16 protein-coding genes are annotated in these 16,219 nt (G+C 56.9%); 4 read left to right on the plus strand and 12 right to left on the minus strand.

The window, feature by feature from the left end; translation table 11 throughout:
- Window positions 1-42: 42 nt before the first annotated feature.
- From argB to yidD, 10 genes are all read right to left on the minus strand, one after another.
- Window positions 43-906, minus strand: a complete 864-nt coding sequence (gene argB / locus ACR0CW_RS09985) for an acetylglutamate kinase (RefSeq protein WP_480741257.1) — start codon at window positions 904-906, stop codon at window positions 43-45.
- A 153-nt stretch (window positions 907-1,059) separates the two neighbouring features.
- A complete protein-coding gene (locus tag ACR0CW_RS09990) occupies window positions 1,060-2,463 on the minus strand; it encodes a PepSY-associated TM helix domain-containing protein (protein ID WP_480787647.1) in 1,404 nt (467 codons plus the stop codon).
- A 69-nt stretch (window positions 2,464-2,532) separates the two neighbouring features.
- A complete protein-coding gene (locus tag ACR0CW_RS09995; RefSeq protein WP_480787648.1) occupies window positions 2,533-2,901 on the minus strand; it encodes a DUF2946 domain-containing protein in 369 nt (122 codons plus the stop codon).
- On the minus strand, window positions 2,898-3,551 hold the full coding sequence (yihA, locus tag ACR0CW_RS10000; protein WP_170332185.1) for a ribosome biogenesis GTP-binding protein YihA/YsxC: 654 nt from the start codon (window positions 3,549-3,551) through the stop codon (window positions 2,898-2,900). The genes ACR0CW_RS09995 and yihA overlap by 4 nt, the downstream gene beginning before the upstream one ends.
- Window positions 3,548-4,285, minus strand: a complete 738-nt coding sequence (locus ACR0CW_RS10005) for an MOSC domain-containing protein (RefSeq protein WP_480787649.1) — start codon at window positions 4,283-4,285, stop codon at window positions 3,548-3,550. Before ACR0CW_RS10005 ends, yihA begins: the two co-directional genes overlap by 4 nt.
- A complete protein-coding gene (gene yidC, locus ACR0CW_RS10010; RefSeq protein ID WP_480787650.1) occupies window positions 4,282-6,111 on the minus strand; it encodes a membrane protein insertase YidC in 1,830 nt (609 codons plus the stop codon). The genes ACR0CW_RS10005 and yidC overlap by 4 nt, the downstream gene beginning before the upstream one ends.
- Before the next feature lie 125 nt (window positions 6,112-6,236).
- Window positions 6,237-7,778, minus strand: coding sequence for an EAL domain-containing protein (locus tag ACR0CW_RS10015; RefSeq protein WP_480787651.1), 1,542 nt, complete (start codon window positions 7,776-7,778; stop codon window positions 6,237-6,239).
- A gap of 71 nt (window positions 7,779-7,849) precedes the next feature.
- Complete coding sequence (gene ttcA, locus ACR0CW_RS10020; RefSeq protein WP_480787652.1) at window positions 7,850-8,743, minus strand: tRNA 2-thiocytidine(32) synthetase TtcA; 894 nt, start codon at window positions 8,741-8,743, stop codon at window positions 7,850-7,852.
- A gap of 59 nt (window positions 8,744-8,802) precedes the next feature.
- Window positions 8,803-10,425 carry an acyl-CoA dehydrogenase family protein gene (locus ACR0CW_RS10025; protein WP_480787801.1) on the minus strand — a complete coding sequence of 541 codons (1,623 nt, stop codon included), beginning with the start codon at window positions 10,423-10,425 and terminating at the stop codon, window positions 8,803-8,805.
- A 77-nt stretch (window positions 10,426-10,502) separates the two neighbouring features.
- The gene (gene yidD / locus ACR0CW_RS10030; RefSeq protein ID WP_480787653.1) at window positions 10,503-10,751 is read right to left on the minus strand and encodes a membrane protein insertion efficiency factor YidD; all 249 of its coding nucleotides are present in this window, start codon (window positions 10,749-10,751) and stop codon (window positions 10,503-10,505) included.
- A gap of 112 nt (window positions 10,752-10,863) precedes the next feature.
- On the opposite strand from yidD, the gene ACR0CW_RS10035 reads away from it, so the two are divergent.
- Window positions 10,864-11,757, plus strand: coding sequence for a YwqG family protein (locus ACR0CW_RS10035; protein ID WP_480787654.1), 894 nt, complete (start codon window positions 10,864-10,866; stop codon window positions 11,755-11,757).
- 2 nt (window positions 11,758-11,759) lie between these two features.
- On the opposite strand, the gene rnpA is transcribed toward ACR0CW_RS10035, so the two are convergent.
- Both rnpA and rpmH read right to left on the minus strand, forming a co-directional pair.
- The gene (rnpA, locus tag ACR0CW_RS10040; protein WP_480787802.1) at window positions 11,760-12,182 is read right to left on the minus strand and encodes a ribonuclease P protein component; all 423 of its coding nucleotides are present in this window, start codon (window positions 12,180-12,182) and stop codon (window positions 11,760-11,762) included.
- A 28-nt stretch (window positions 12,183-12,210) separates the two neighbouring features.
- Entirely contained in the window at window positions 12,211-12,345 is a 135-nt protein-coding gene (gene rpmH, locus ACR0CW_RS10045) for a 50S ribosomal protein L34 (RefSeq protein WP_005980833.1), read from the minus strand.
- 296 nt (window positions 12,346-12,641) lie between these two features.
- Between rpmH and ACR0CW_RS10050 the strand changes: the two genes are divergently transcribed.
- The 3 genes from ACR0CW_RS10050 to ACR0CW_RS10060 are packed head-to-tail and all read left to right on the plus strand — an operon-like array spanning window position 12,642 to window position 16,196.
- Window positions 12,642-13,373 carry a TVP38/TMEM64 family protein gene (locus tag ACR0CW_RS10050; protein WP_480787655.1) on the plus strand — a complete coding sequence of 244 codons (732 nt, stop codon included), beginning with the start codon at window positions 12,642-12,644 and terminating at the stop codon, window positions 13,371-13,373.
- Window positions 13,374-13,376: 3 nt separating this feature from the next.
- Entirely contained in the window at window positions 13,377-14,795 is a 1,419-nt protein-coding gene (locus ACR0CW_RS10055) for a dihydrolipoyl dehydrogenase family protein (protein ID WP_480787656.1), read from the plus strand.
- Window positions 14,796-14,813: 18 nt separating this feature from the next.
- Entirely contained in the window at window positions 14,814-16,196 is a 1,383-nt protein-coding gene (locus tag ACR0CW_RS10060) for an ATP-binding protein (RefSeq protein ID WP_480787657.1), read from the plus strand.
- Window positions 16,197-16,219 lie beyond the last annotated feature (23 nt).

Genomic DNA, 16,219 nt, shown 5'->3' on the forward strand with positions numbered 1-16,219 from the left:
CATGTTAGTGCCCGGCGCAAGGCCACCGGGATCACTTAGGTGTTAGTCTGGTCGGATCAGAGACCCAGCGCCGTGCTCAGTGAACAGTTCCAGCAGAACGGCGTTTGGTGCACGGCCGTCTAGGATGACAACGGCACGCACACCGCTGTGCAGGGCGTCCAGCGCGGTCTCGGTCTTTGGGATCATACCACCTGCAATGGTGCCCTCGCGGGTCATTTCACGGATCTGCCCGGCCTTCAGTTCGGTCACGACATCTCCGGCCGCGTTTTTGACGCCGGAAACATCGGTCAACAGCAGCAGGCGATCCGCTTTCAGAGCCGAGGCAATCGCACCAGCAGCCGTATCACCGTTTACGTTGAAGGTCTCCCCTTCAGCGCCGGCACCCAAGGGGGCAATCACCGGGATCACGTCATGCGAGAACAGGTCATGCAGGATCTTCGGGTCCATCTTCGCAGGTGTTCCCACGTATCCCAGTGAGGCGTCTGTTTGCTCGCACATCATCAGATGCGCGTCCTTTCCGGAAAGCCCAACAGCCATGCCACCCTGTGCGTTGATCGCCTGAACAATACGCTTGTTGACGACTCCTGACAGCACCATCTCGACCACTTCGACCGTGGCCTGATCGGTGACGCGTTTGCCGTTGACGAAGTCGGATTGAATATCCAGCCGGTCCAGCATCGAGTTGATCATCGGGCCGCCGCCGTGCACGATCACCGGGTTCACGCCAACCTGTCGCATCAGAACAACGTCTCGGGCAAAGCTTTCCATCGCTTCGTCACTGCCCATGGCGTGACCGCCCAGTTTGATGACGACGATAGCACCGTCGTAACGTTGCAGATAAGGCAGCGCACTGTTCAAAGTGGCCGCAGTGGCGATCCAGTCCCGGTCCATGTCTCTTGTCTTCATCGCTGTCGTCCCTCTGATCAACCCTGTTAGGGGCTTTGGAGAGGGCTGCCAAGTCCAGATGACCCGAAACACCTGATTTGCCGCGCGGCACGCCATAAGGGACGCAAACGTGCCACGCAGCGAGGCCGCACCGGGAGGTGCAGCCCCAACCGGTTAGCTCAGCGCGCGTTTCATCGCAGGAATGTTGCTGATGATCAGCAGATCAAGCGCCAGAACGCCAAGCAGTGTCAGCCCCACCAGCGGGAACGCCATCGCGGTGAACAGGCCAATGAGCACGGCTCCCTTCCAGATCGGCATTTCCGCTGGCAAGGGGGGCGGTGCCAGACGCGCCTCCCCCTTGGGACGACGTTTGATCCACATAACGACACCAGAGATGCAGACAAAAATCACGGATAGGCAGAACACCAGATTCAGAACAAAGTTCCAGACACCCATCAAGCCCATATGCAGCGGGATGCCAATGGCCATGCTTTTACCCATCACGGAGTAATCCTGATATCTGACATCAGCCAGAATCTTGCCAGTATATTGATCAACATGCACGGTTCTGTCGTTGACCGGATCCGTAGAGTCACTGCTCATGCTGTCGCGGTTCAGGGTCCAGACCCCGTTTTCCCCGCTGGGATAGGCAACGCGGAACCGGCCCTGCATTCCCAGTGAGGTGCCCAGCTGTACCAGCGCATCAATATCGATCGGCGCGCCCTGAGCAATTCCATCGATACCGGCGTCAGACCCTGAGGCAGGCATAGGCGTCTGTTCCAGCGCCCAGGGCACATCGTTCTGGTGACCGTGGTTCATGCTGGCATGGATGTCGTCGGACAAGGGCACATTGTCCCATTTCTCGGCCGGAAAACTGCTCCACGGCTGCACGATCATGCCACCCCACACGCCGGCCCACGACAGGCCAGAGACCAGAAAGACGACCAGAAGCCCTGACATCCAGAATCCAACAACAGCATGCAGCGATTTCCAGAGCGCCCGCCCACGAGCTCGCAGGTTGGGGACGAAGACCGACATGGAATTCCCGCGCGGCCACCAGAGATAGAGGCCCGTGAAAACAAGAACCAGACTGAGTCCGGCTGCGATCTCGAGAATTCGGTCACCCGTATCGCCAATCATCAGGGTCGAGTGGATGTTATCGGCGAGGTCATACCAGCCAGCGCGACGGTCCCATGTTTCGATCACATCACCGCTATACGGGTCGAGGGCGACCATAAGCTGACCCGCGTCTGTTTTGATGCGAAAGACTGTAGCCAGATCAGCGGCTTTGGGGCCGATCCATTCCACAACCTGTCCCGGAACTTCGGCCAGGGCTAGCTCTGCCTGCCGAGAAACCGGTAATGGATCCCCTTGAATTTCGACCGCAATCTTCTCCCCATCACGGCCGTCGAACTGAGTGATGAACATCATCATCAGCCCTGTCACGGCCAGTATGATCAGGAACGGGATCACAAAAATCCCTGCATAAAAGTGCCACCGCCAGGCGGCGAAGTAGAATTTTTGCGCAGCATCGCGCGGGGCCGCGTCGGCGGCCCTGTTTTGGCTGTCCATTGCCATAATAGTCTCCAAATTCGAGAAAGAGGCCCGCGCAGCTAACACGCGGACTTACCTGTTTGTTTCGCGAAATCAGGAGTGTAGGGGCGGTGCCCTCGCATCATATCGGGCAAAGAAACCCGCGCTTCGATGCGTAAAGTCTTCGTGCGACCAGCGGGGCTGAAACGGCATCTCAAAAGGAAGGATGACCTTGTGCTCCGGCACAGTGGCATCAGCGGTCAAACCCGCAAAGGGGCACATGACACGCTCGTCCGTTTCGTCATGGATCGGGTCGCTTGGATCAAGATCGACCCATTGCTCGACCGTTCCCTCACCAGTGCAGAGCACCAGAAGAATTTTGCCATCGTGACCTCGCGCGGGCATCCAGCCCTGCGGGATGGCACCGGTGATTGCCAGCGCAAGCAGCGTCAGAACGCCGAGGATGCGGGCAAACGCAATCATTCCAGATGAGCGATGATGGATCGCAGGGTCGGAATTCCGTCCCCTTTTTCAGACGAGGTCAGTACAATCTCAGGGAAGGCGGCAGGGTGTTTGGACAGGGCCTTGCGCACCTGTTCCAGTACCTTCTCGCGATCCTTGGCTTTGACTTTATCCGCCTTGGTCATGACGCATTGAAAGGTCACTGCGCTGGTATCCAGAAGCTTCATGATCTCATCATCAACGGGCTTCACCCCATGGCGCGAGTCGATCAGAACAAAGGCACGGCGCAAGGTTTGACGTCCGCTGAGGTACTTTTTCAGCAACCTCTGCCATTTCTCGACAACTTTGACCGGAGCGTTGGCGTAGCCATATCCGGGCAAATCGACCAGATAAAGATCGGGGCCCTGCGTGAAAAAGTTGATTTCCTGTGTGCGGCCCGGTGTGTTCGAGGCGCGAGCCAGACCTTTTGTGCCGGTCAGCGCATTGATCAGACTGGATTTGCCCACGTTCGAGCGGCCAGCAAAGCAGACCTCCAACCGGTCGGGCGAGGGCAATCCGTCCATGGCTACAACGCCTTTGACGAATTCAGACTCACCAGCGAACAGTTTGCGTCCGCTTTCCAGAGCAATCGCATCCGGATCTTCGGCCAATGGGAATGGTAACGCGCTCATATCACTTCGACCTTGTTGCCAATCTCGATCTTGCCACCTTCGATCACTTCGGCATAGACGCCAAAATCCTGATGATCCCACGCGCTGAGTGCACCAAGCGTATCTGCGTCTCGCTCGCCGGTTTCGGGGTTAGCAGTGGTCGCAAGGCAGCGCGTGATGCGCTCTCTCACCCGCAGCAGGGTCTCACCGATCCGGATATCGCGGTCCGGCCAATCAAACTCCTCCCACAGGGGTAGACCGTCGAACCAGATGTTTCCGCGCCAACGGTTTATCGAAAGGTTTTGACCCAGCTTTTGTTCGACGGCGCGATGCGAAGCCATGTTGCACAGGCTGATCGAAGGAAAGTCGCTATCGGTCATGCCGCGGCCGGGGGCACGGATGATGCGTGCTGATGCCGCCCGATCTGCTGGCATCAACGGTTTGACCCAGTTCAGGAACATATCCTGCTGCGTGTCGGGATCGAAGCGGAGATCAGGTTGTTTAGGATGGCTGAGCGTGACGGTGTCGCCTTCCAGCCGCGCTGAGATTGCCATGAGCTTCGGTGCCTTGGCCCCGCGACTGAAGTTGGCGCAAGGCACCCATTCCGAGCCATCGGCTTTCGAGGCTTCGTGCGCAACAGCCCAAACACGATCCCCGGGCATGGTCTGCCCGGGGATCAAGGTTACATCATCAAGACTTTCACGGCCGTGGCTCTTGATCGGATGCCGCCAGATACTGGTGATAGCTCCGGTCATTTGTCATCCGTCTTTGGCGTCCGTTTGAAGCCGGACTTGATATTGCCGAATACGTCCGGCTTGTAGCCCTGACTGCGCATGATCAGGTACTGCTGGGTGAACGTGATCGTGTTGTTCGCAATCCAGTAAACCACCAGACCACTTGCAAAGCTGCCCAGCATGAACATGAACACCCATGGCATCCAGGCAAAGATCATCGCCTGTGTCGGGTCGGTTGGCGCCGGGTTCAGTTTCTGCTGCAGCCACATCGAGATACCCAACAGCAGGGGCAAGATCCCGATGAAGATAAGGGCCAGGAACGTGTCCGGCTGAGGTCCTGCCCATGGCAGCCAGCCGAAGAAGTTCATGATCGAGGTTGGGTCAGGTGCGCTGAGGTCGCGGAACGGACCGAACCAGGGGGCCTGACGCAGTTCTATCGTGACGAAGATCACCTTGTAGAGCGAGAAGAAGATTGGAATCTGCATCAGGATCGGCAAACAGCCAGCGGCCGGGTTCACCTTTTCCTTCTTGTACAGTTCCATCATGCCCTGCTGCATCTTCTGGCGATCGTCGCCAGCAGCCTCTTTCAGGGCCTCCATCTGCGGCTGAAGTTCCTTCATCTTCGCCATCGAGACATAGGATTTGAAGGCCAACGGGAACAGGATCGCCTTGATGATCAGCGTCAGGCCGATGATGGACCAGCCCATGTTGCCGATCAGAGCATTGATGTTGTGCAGCAGCCAAAAAATCGGCTTGGTCAGGAAGAAGAACCAGCCCCAGTCGATGCTGTCGATGAATTTCTGAACGCCTTGGGACTGATACTCGCGAATGGCTTCCCATTCCTTGGCGCCGGCAAACAGGCGTGTGGTCACCTCAGCCGTCTCGCCGGGTGCAACTGTCAGCGTCGGCAGAACCGTTTCGGTCTGATAGATCTTGCGACGTGCGTCATATTTTGCAGCTGCTTTGAATGCCGAACCGGGTTCCGGGATCAGTGTGGTCATCCAGTAGTGATCGGTGAAGCCGATCCAACCGTTTTCTTTGACCTGATATACCTCGGCCTGCGCTCGTTCATTCGGATCGATGTCGAAATCACGAACATCGCCATAGTCAACTTCGGCCAAGGTGCCATCGGCCATGCCAATCACACCCTCATGCAGGATGAAGAAGTTTTTCAGACCCGGCAGATCGCCATCTTCACCGATGCCGTGGCGGGCGAGGATTCCATAGGGCGCCATGCCGACTTCGCCGTCGGTGGTGTTTTCGACCGACTGCGTCACTGTGAACATATAGTCTTCGTCAACCGAGATCGTGCGGCGGAAGATCAGACCCTTACCGTTATTCCAGGCCAGTGTAACCGGGCTATCTACACCCAGCGTTTCGCCCTGATCCAGTGTCCACAGCGTGTTGGGGCCGGGGACATCCGCGCCGGCCAGACCCGCGCCGGGTGCCCAGCCGTAGAGAGCGTAGTAGGCGGATTCAGTGCCAACAGGCGAAAGCAGCTCGACAATAGGGGAATCCGCTGCAAGCGAAACTTTGTAGTCTTTCAAGGACAGCTCATCGATCCGGCCACCGGATAGTGACAGGCTGCCGGTCAGGCGGGGCGTGTCGATCGTAACGCGAGGTGCTTCGGCTTCGGGCTGCACCTCGGATGTTGCGGCTGTCGCTTCACCAACGGTGCTGGTGCTGGATGCACTGGGTGTCTGAACCTCGTTACCGTCAGTGGCGCTGATAGTCGTCTGGTCCGTGGTCGGTGTCTGTTCCGGCGGAGGGAACAGCACGAACCAAACAAGGATCACGAGAAAGCTGAGCGCGGTTGCAAGGATGAGATTCTTGTTCTGATCGTCCATCGGGGACAGCCACCTTGAGCAGTGAAAGACACCGGAGGGTTCAACAGAGTGCAGCCCCAAAGGTCAAGCGGAATCGCCCCTGATTTGCCAATGACACTGCGGTTGATCACGGGATTTCGTGATTTTCAGCCGGTTTTGCGCCCGATCTTCGGTGTACCCTTCATCTTGCTGCGATGTGCGATGATCCAGTCCAGCGTCTTTTCGAATGGCATCGGCTTGGCAATTCCGAAACCCTGAACGTGATTGCTGCCCAGTTGTGCCATCAACGCGTGTTCACCCGGCGTCTCGACGCCTTCTGCTAACGTTTCCACATTCAACCTTTCGGCCATGGTCAAAATGGCGCTTACCATCTGTTGTTGACTGGGGTCCTGATCAGATTTGGTCACAAAGGATCGGTCAATCTTGATTCGAGTGACTTCAAAACGCTTAATGGAAGCAATAGACGCATGACCGGTGCCGAAATCATCCAAATCAATACAACAGCCCAGTTTTGAAAGCCCTGTGATATTCCGGGTTATCACGTCGTCCGGGCGTCTGGAAAAAACAGTTTCCAATATTTCGATGGCCAGACGATCCGGGGTCAAGTCGAATTGATCCAGCTCCCATTTCAAACGATCCAGTAGGGCCGGATTCCTTAGTTCATCAGATGAAAAGTTTATTCCGATCCTCGGCACGATGACCGCAGCGCGATCCCACGCCTGCATGGCACTAAAGGCGTGATGGCGAATGACCTGCCCAAATCGTTCCATCAATTTTGCCTGTTCCGCAAAAGGAAGGAAGACATGTGGCGACAAAACACCCTTTACGGGATGTTCCCATCGGGCCAGCGCCTCAAAGCCGGTAATTTGTCCGGTATCAGTCGAAATTTGCGGCTGAAACCATGGGCAGATCTGACCACTGTCCAGCGCATTATCAAATTCCTTGCGCAGATTTGTCTGCACAACTGATCTGCGATGTGTCTCGGCAGTATACGCCCGAATTGTGGATGGTCCATTTTTTTGAGCCTCGCTCAGAGCTGCCCGTGTTGCTTCGATCCAACCTTCCGCGTTTGTTTCAGGTATGTTCGACAGCATGCAGAAACCGATTGAACACGAGATATATATACTCGCCTCATTCAGGCTGACGGGTTCTTCAACAGCACCCTGAATTCGGCCGGACATTTGTATGCAGGCCTCAAGATCAAGATGCCCGGAAGGGGTCAGGCCGATAAGGAACTTGTTCTGCTCGATCTGCGTTGCGATGTCTTCGCTGCGGATCATTGACAGAAGTCGTGCGCTGAACTGGCTGAAAATGTACTCAGCGGTCGCCTGCCCGTGCAGGTCATGAATTTCTGCGTAGTCATCAAGCGCCACGATTATACAGGCCGAGTTACTGCCGGCTGCCCCTGCGGCTTTTGAGAATTCATCCAATGTCTCGCCGAACAGATCATTTCCCATCATACCCCTGGAACGTCCAGCGCTGCTTTTGAAGTGCAACGGCCAGGTAATGAAATTCCCAATCACGGCGAACAGAAGTGGCAGACCAAGTGCGACTGCAAGCAAAGCACGTTCGCCACCAAGCCAGAATGCGCCCAGACATAATGCTGGCAGAAACGCCAGAACCTGTGGGCCGGAGATGATGACCACAAACTGATCGCGCAGTTTTTCGAAAATGAATTTTGTCCGCATCGGTTCTTACGGCCTTCCGCTTGGGCATGAAACGCACAAGCCAACCGTAGGAAACCAGTCTGAGTCAGACGTTAACGCAGCTGAGGAATTTCGTCCCGATCTTTAACTTCGTCGGATGGATTCAAAGAAAGATTGTTAAAATCGAACAGTTTTGGATCCAGAAGGTGGGATGGGCGGGCATTTGTCAGAGCCCGGAACATGACCTGACGTCGACCGGGTGAGTTTTTTTCCCACTGATCAAGAATCTGTTTGACCTGTTGCCGCTGCAGTCCGTCCTGACTGCCACACAGATCGCAGGGGATGATAGGATAACTCATCGCATTGGCGAATTTCTCGCAATCGACCTCAGCCACATGGGCCAGCGGGCGGAAGACGAACAGGTCGCCTTCTTCGTTCACAAGCTTGGGTGGCATCGTGGCGAGACGTCCGCCATGGAAAAGGTTCATGAAAAACGTCTCGAGAATATCGTCGCGGTGATGACCCAGAACGACGGCAGAGCACTCCTCTTCACGCGCGATACGATAGAGATTGCCGCGACGCAGCCGTGAGCAAAGCGCGCAATAGGTACGCCCCTGAGGGACCTTATCCATGACAATAGAATAAGTGTCCTGATACTCGATCCGGTGAGGGACGCCCATTCGCTCCAGGAACTCAGGCAATACCGTGGCGGGAAAGCCGGGCTGCCCCTGATCCAGATTGCAGGCGAGCAAATCCACAGGTAGCAGGCCTCGCCATTTCAGCTCATACAGGACAGCAAGCAATGTATAGCTGTCCTTGCCGCCAGACAGGCAAACCAGCCATTTGGGCGGTTTGGCGTCCTTGTCATGGGCAGACTCGTTCACCATCCCGTAATGCTCGATCGCTTCACGGGTCTGGCGCACTATGCGTTTACGCAGCTTCTTGAACTCGGTGGTCGAGGGCGCGCCGGCGAATAGCGGGTGGATATCGTCTGCTTCATCAAACATGGGCTGCCCCTATATCAGATGTGGCGACCGGGCAAGTATGTGGTCAGATGCGCCTTAGCTTATTGAGTTGAGAGACGCTGGATAAGGGCTTCGGTGTCCAGTCCTGAGACCGATCCGGGAATGTGCCCGCTGTTTCCAAGAATGCGTGTTGCTATGTAGCCGTCCGCCACCGCACCCGGCGCATGACGTAGCAACAGTGATGCTGTCAGCAAAAGCGCTGTCCGTTCAGCAAACCAGCGGGCTTCGGCTTCGGCAGGCAGGGTTGGCCAGCGTTCCCGATGCTCTTTCAATGCTGCATCGTATCCCCGATCCGTTCCGACGGCGGCACTCAGTTCAGCTTGCAGCACCTCCGCTGCCAGAGGATCACGAGCCAGGCTCCGCAGGATATCGAGGCAGATGACGTTGCCCGAACCTTCCCAGATGCCGTTCAATGGTGCCTCTCGGTAGATCAGGGGCAGGGGGGTATCTTCGACATATCCCATGCCCCCCAACACCTCCATCGCCTCGACCGTAACGATGGGGCAACGCTTGTTGGCAAGGAATTTTGCCAATGCAACGGCAATGCGGGCGAATGCGCGGTCTTCGGGGGTTGTACCGTCAAAGGCCTGCGCCACCCGCATGCCCAGCGTCAGCGCGCCTTCCCAGTCCAGCACGAGGTCGGCCAGAACAGAACGCATCAGAGGCTGATCGATCAGGCGGCGTTGAAAGGTGCTGCGATGTGCAACCCAGTGATGTGCTTCGGCCAATGCGGCGCGCATCAGACCGGCAGGGGCCATCGCAGTGTCCAGGCGGGTGTGATGGACCATTTCGATGATCGTGCGAACACCTGCGCCTTCATCACCCAGCTGATAGGCCAGCGCATCATTGAACTCGACCTCGGACGAGGCGTTGGATTTGTTCCCCAGCTTATCCTTTAGGCGCATGAGGTGAATGGCGTTGCGCTCGCCCTCGAGCCAGCGGGGAAGCAGGAAACAGGTCAACCCGCCCGGGGCTTGTGCCAGTGTCAGAAACCCATCCGACATCGGCGCGGAACAGAACCATTTGTGCCCGCGCAGCCGCCAATGATCCCCGTCGCGTGTGGCTATTGTCGTATTCGCACGCACATCCGAGCCGCCCTGTTTTTCGGTCATGGCCATGCCAAGTGTGGCACTGTCCTTTTCACCGATGGGTTTGGTGGATGGATCATAGCTGCGAGCTGTGAGCTTGGGGCGCCAGACCGAAGCGATCGCTTCGGTCGCGGCAAGCGCGGGAATTGACGCATAGGTCATAGTCATGGGGCAGCAATGCCCCGGCTCAACCTGGCTTGCCAAGTACATCATCGCAGCATGGGTTGCATGACCACCCGGCTGCCCGTCCCATGCAATTGATGCATACCCGGCGGATTGACTGATCTGCATCATCTGGTGATAGGCGGGATGGAAACGGACTTCGTCCAGACGCCTGCCACCCTGGTCAAACAGCCTGATCTCAGGCGGGTGACGGTTCGCGTCCATCCCGGCGTCCCGCGTTTCTTTGCGCCCCAGAATATTACCATACGAGGCCAGCGGTTCTGTACGCCCGCCTGCGAAGGCGATCACGTTTTGCAGAACAGGATCTGAAGCCCAGAGATCACAATCGCCCCGAACAGGGGGTTGGTTGTGAACTTCGTGTGTGGGCAGGGTATGTCGCGCTGCAGATATCATGGGGGCCTCGGGATCTGATGTCCCAAGTGTCGAGCGCACGGCAGAACGGGTCAAGTCTGACGGCTCGTCACATGGCCTCAGGTCTTGTCATCCGGGGTGTCTGTCGCATCGGGAACCGGATCATATCCATCTCCGCCCCAAGGATGGCATCGGCTGATGCGCCGTGCGGCCAGCAAGCTTCCCTTTACGGCCCCATGCTTTTCAAGAGCCTCCAGAGCATAGGCCGAGCAGGTCGGTTGGTATCGGCAATTGAAGCCAACCCAAGGGCTGAACAGCAAGCGATAGGCGCGAACCGGGAGAGCGGCGATGAAGGCAAGAGGTGTCATGCCTGTAACCTAATTGCAGCAAGAGTTAGGGAAAACCCGTCAAATTGACCGGATTTGTAGACGGGTGGTGTGAAGTCAGACTTTCTATCACTGATTGAAAAGGGGTGACGTCATGTATCTTTGGATTGTCGTGGCTATAGCGGTCACTGCCTATCTGTACCTCGAATGGCGAAATCGCAAGGCTGCCAAAGCTGAACGGGATGCCAAACCGCCAGTTACAACAAAAGAGCTGAACACGTTTCTGGACAGTCTGGAAGCAGCGCGCCTGCCAATGGCTGCGTTGCACCCGGTCGATGGCGATCCATCCATGACGGCGTCACGCATTGGCGGACCGCTCTGGTCTCCGGAAGAAACGCAATGGCCATCAGATGAAGATGGGAAGCCCATGTTGCTTGCGGCGCTACTCAATTTTGCAGAATTCGATGGCCTGAACGAGTTTCCCGATAAGGGGATATTGCAGGTATTTCTGCAGGTGGGGGAAGACGGACAACTGAAATGGCTGGATCCACATGAGGGTTTTAGAGTCAGGTGGTTTCCGGAACCTTCACAGGGTGTCGTTCAGCAAGTTCCCGAACGGCTGGCTATGGCCAAACGTGGAATGTTTCGGACCGAACAGGCGCGGCAGCGCGGCGTAGCACTCAAAAGTGAAATGACCAGCGCACCCGCGAACTCCTATATCTGGCCGTATTCAGATCGTGAGTGGGAATTGGTCGACAGAAATCCGGCGGATGATGATGCCGCAGAGATGCTGGGCAATTGGGAAGAACGGATGGAACAACTTGCCGATCTGCCATCTGAGCATTGGGTGGGCGGGCATCCCAGCTTCACGCAGGAGGATGTTCGTCATGATCCGGAGCTGCATGACCTCGATCGTGTCATTCTACATCTGGGTTTCGATAAACATGTCTGTATGGGTGATGCCGGAGAGCTGAACCTCATGATCGCGCATAAGGACTTGCTGGCGCGTGATTTTGCCAAGGCTTATTGCACCTGGGACTGTACGTAACGCTACTTGCGGGCGTGCAAACGCTTGAGCGCCTGACGCAAATCCTCGATCATGGCCTCGAAGGGGCGATTGGCCGTTTCGTTGGCCCGACCGATCAAAACATAATCCCATCCATCGCGCCCATGGTCGGGTATCACAGCGCGTGCAATTTCACGCAACCGGCGCTTGGCGCGATTGCGCGCCACGGCATTTCCAACCTTTTTGGAGCAGGTGAAACCAACACGAAGGCCCGTGGCCTCATCAGGCGCACGTTTGCGGCCCTGCACCATCATCGAGGCGGTGCCTTGCCTGCGCGCGCGGGCCGCTTTCAGAAAGTCCGACCGGTTTTTTAGAACAGTCATAGTTTCAGGCGCGCAAACGGACGCCGCCGGGGGCGTTTCCCGGGGTTGGTTTTTACCATCCTCAGGGGCCTCCGGCGGCGTCATGTTCATCAGAACCTTGTCGGTGGGCGGTTTATGCGCTCAGCGACTTGCGGCCGCGTGCGCGGCGTGCGTTAAGGATCTTGCGGCCGGCCTTGGTGGCCATGCGCGCGCGGAAACCGTGGCGGCGTTTGCGAACCAGGTTCGAAGGCTGATAGGTGCGTTTCATCGCTCCGTCTCCAATCTATATCGGTCGGGTGCGGCGCGGATTCGCCTGCCCGTAGTGTTCGAAGCCCGTCCTCTACTGCTAAGCGGGGGGTAAGTCAAACCCCAAGAGCCGGGTTTTCGCTGCTTTTGCAACAATTCTGTAGCCGAGGCTGACAAAAGGTTTCAAAAACCGGATTTGATGCGGAAAACTCTCACATTCACAGCCACAAACATCAAGGCCACGTGAGGTCCCTGTTGCTGACTGCCCCGGCAGCGCATGTTGTGGGCAGGATGATTCATAAGAAACCGGAAAGTCAGATGAGTGACACAACACCGGCGCCGCGGGGCGGGCTGGCGCGACATATACCATTGCTTGTGATCCTGGGCGTTGCTGCTGCAGGATTCTTTACGCTTGGCGACTACCTGACTTTTGAGACTTTGCGCGACAATCGTGAGGCGCTGCTCGCATGGCGCGATGCGAACTACTGGGCGATGGCGGCAGCATTCATCGCGATCTACATCGTGATTGTTGCCTTTTCGCTGCCTGGCGCGGCCATCGCCTCGATGACCGGAGGATTTCTGTTCGGGTTGTTCGCCGGGACGGTTTTCAACGTTGTCGCTGCGACGATCGGAGCTTCGGCGATCTTTCTGGCAGCGCGCTGGGGCTTGGGGGAGTCGCTGACCCGGCGGCTGGAATCATCTGAAGGGACGATCAAAAGGCTAAAGGATGGTTTGCGCGATAACGAGATTTCAGTGCTGTTCCTATTGCGCCTTGTTCCAGTGGTGCCTTTCTTTGTGGCCAATCTGGTTCCGGCATTGGTTGGCGTGAAATTCCGCAACTTTCTGCTGACCACCGCGCTGGGCATAATCCCCGGTGGCATTGTCTACACATGGATAGGCGTTGGCTTGGGTGGTGTGTTTGATCGCGGCGAAACCCCCGATGTATCGCTGCTGTGGGAACCGTTTGTGATCGGGCCGATCCTTGGCCTATGTGTTCTCGCGGCGCTGCCCATTATCATCAAATCCCTGCGTGGCCGAAAGGACGTCTGACAGATGCAAGAGCTGAAAACCGACATCCTCGTGATCGGGGCCGGGTCCGGTGGTTTGTCCGTTGCCGCAGGTGCAAGTCAGATGGGGGCTGATGTCATCCTTCTGGAAGGGCACAAGATGGGTGGCGACTGCCTGAATTTCGGCTGCGTCCCGTCCAAGGCTTTGATTGCCAGCGGCAAGGCGGCTTATGCGCAGGCGCATTCTTCGGCCTTTGGCGTCGCAGATGCTGCCCCTCAGGTGAACTATTCCGCTGCTATGGAACATGTGCGGGATGTTATCGCACAGATCGAACCGATGGACAGCCAGGAACGGTTTGAAGGGTTCGGCGTGCGAGTGATCCGGGAATATGGCACTTTCATATCGCCGACGCAGGTACAGGCGGGAAACAACGTGATCACCGCACGGCGAGTTGTTGTTGCGACCGGATCTTCACCGTTGGTGCCTCCGATCCCGGGACTCGATCAGGTGCCGCATTTCACAAACGAGACGATCTTTGATCTGCGGGACAAGCCTGAGCATCTGCTGATCATAGGTGCAGGCCCGATCGGGATGGAGATGGCGCAGGCGCATATCCGGCTCGGATGTAAGGTAACTGTGATCGAAGGCATGACTGCGCTGGGCAAGGATGACCCGGAAGCGGCAGCAATCGTGATCGATTCTCTGCGCGCTGAAGGGGTTGAAATTCGCGAACAGGCAATGGTTGCGCAAATTCGTGGCAATGCCGGGGCGGTCGAAGTTGTCACTGAAAATGGTGATATCTACGCGGGATCACATTTGCTGATAGCGGCGGGTCGAAAGGCGAACATCGAACGCCTGAACCTCGAAGCAGCCGGGATTGACCGAACGCGGACAGGCATCAATACGGATGCCTCATTGCGCACATCGAATCGCAGGGTCTATGCGATTGGCGATGTGGCGGGTGGAATGCAGTTCACCCATGTTGCGGGTTATCAGGCAGGGGTTATCATCCGCTCGGCGTTGTTTGGTTTGCCATCCAAGGCCAAAACTTCTCATATTCCGTGGGCCACATATACCGACCCCGAGTTGGCCCAGGTTGGTCTGACCGAAGCGCAGGCGCGTGAGCAGCACGGCGACAAGCTGGAAATTGCTCGCTTTGACTATCACCACAATGACCGTGCTGTGGCAGAACGAAAAACCAAAGGTTTCATTAAGGCCATGGTCGTAAAAGGCCGTCCCGTCGGCGTCACAATCGTGGGGCATCAGGCTGGGGAACTGATCAACTTGTGGTCGCTGGCATTGGCCAATAACCTGAAGATGGGCCAGATCGCTGCGATGGTATCGCCATATCCGACGATCGGAGAGCTTAACAAACGTGTGGCGGGAGCCTATTTCTCGCCAAGGCTGTTTGAGAATCAGACAGTTAAACGAGTGGTCAGGTTCGTCCAGCGCTGGATCTCCTGACCGGGAAAGGAGCGCCATTTGAACTCGCTGTCGGGCCGTTTCCTGATCCTGACGACGGTCTTCGTTATGTTGGCCGAAGTGCTGATCTTTGTTCCTTCGATCGCCCGCTTTCGTGAGGATTTCCTGCTGAACCGGCTGGAGCGTGCCCAGATCGCGTCCCTTGCCCTGTTGGCCGATGATATGCTGGCCGAGGATCTTGAAGCCGAGTTGCTGGCAAATGCAGGGGTCTACAACGTTGTGTTGCGCCGGGACGAAGTGCGTCAGCTGATGCTGTCATCACCTATCCCCGAGCAAATCACCAAGACCTATGATTTGCGCGATGCAGGTCCGTGGATATTGATCCGGGATGCAATGATCCGGTTCTTCACTGTGGATGATGAAGTCATTCGCGTGATCGGCGAGCCGGTCAAAGGTGCTGGTCTGCTGATCGAAGTCACGATGGACAGCTCACCGCTGCGCATGGCGATGACAGACTATGGCCTGCGTATTCTTGGCCTGTCGTTTGTCATTTCGATCATCACCGCCTTTTTTCTGTTTCTGGCCGTGCGCGTGGTGCTCGTGCGCCCCATCAAGGGCGTTGTGGTGTACATGCAGCGTTACGCCAGTGCCCCCGAGGACGCGCGCGGCATCATCTCGCCAAACTCCAAGGTAACGGAGCTGCGCGAGGCGGAAGAGGCGCTTCAGATGCTGCAGACCGATTTGACACAGGCGCTCAAGCAGCGGGAACGCCTTGCGCAGCTTGGTGGGGCCGTTGCCAAGGTCAGCCATGACTTGCGCAACATTCTGACGTCAGCACAGCTGTTCACTGACCGGATCGAGGCCAGCGACGATCCTCTGGTCCGGCGCATGGCACCAAAGCTGGTGAATTCGATCACGCGTGCGGTCTCGCTATGCGAAAGCACGCTCGCCTTTGGCCGCGCCGAGGAGCCAGCGCCAACACTGACTATGGTAAACCTGCGCGACATTGCGAGCGATGTCGCGGCCAGCGAGCAGTTGGCAGTAGCTGACGCCTGCGTCGAAATCGTCAACGAAGTGCCCGAGGATCTGGTCGCCCGCGCTGATCCGGAACAGATTTTTCGCGTCATCCTCAATCTCGTGCGCAACGCGCGCCAGGCTTTGGTGGCGTCGGGAAAACCTGGACGTATCATAATTGCAGGCGGTGAAAATGATGCGAACTGGTGCGTCGAAATTCAGGACACAGGCCCCGGCTTGCCACCAAAGGCGCGCGAGAATCTCTTTACCCCTTTTCAGGGTGGTGTTCGCAAAGGCGGATCTGGCCTTGGTCTGGCAATTTCGCAGGAATTGGTGCGCGGTCATGGCGGGGAACTGGTGTTGAAGAACACCGGGTCTGACGGAACCACCTTTGAAATAAGGCTTCCGCGCGGAGATGGGACTTTTTGAATTTTTTTTGAAGAATCGCCTTG

Source organism: Ruegeria sp. CH6, from assembly GCF_056537005.1.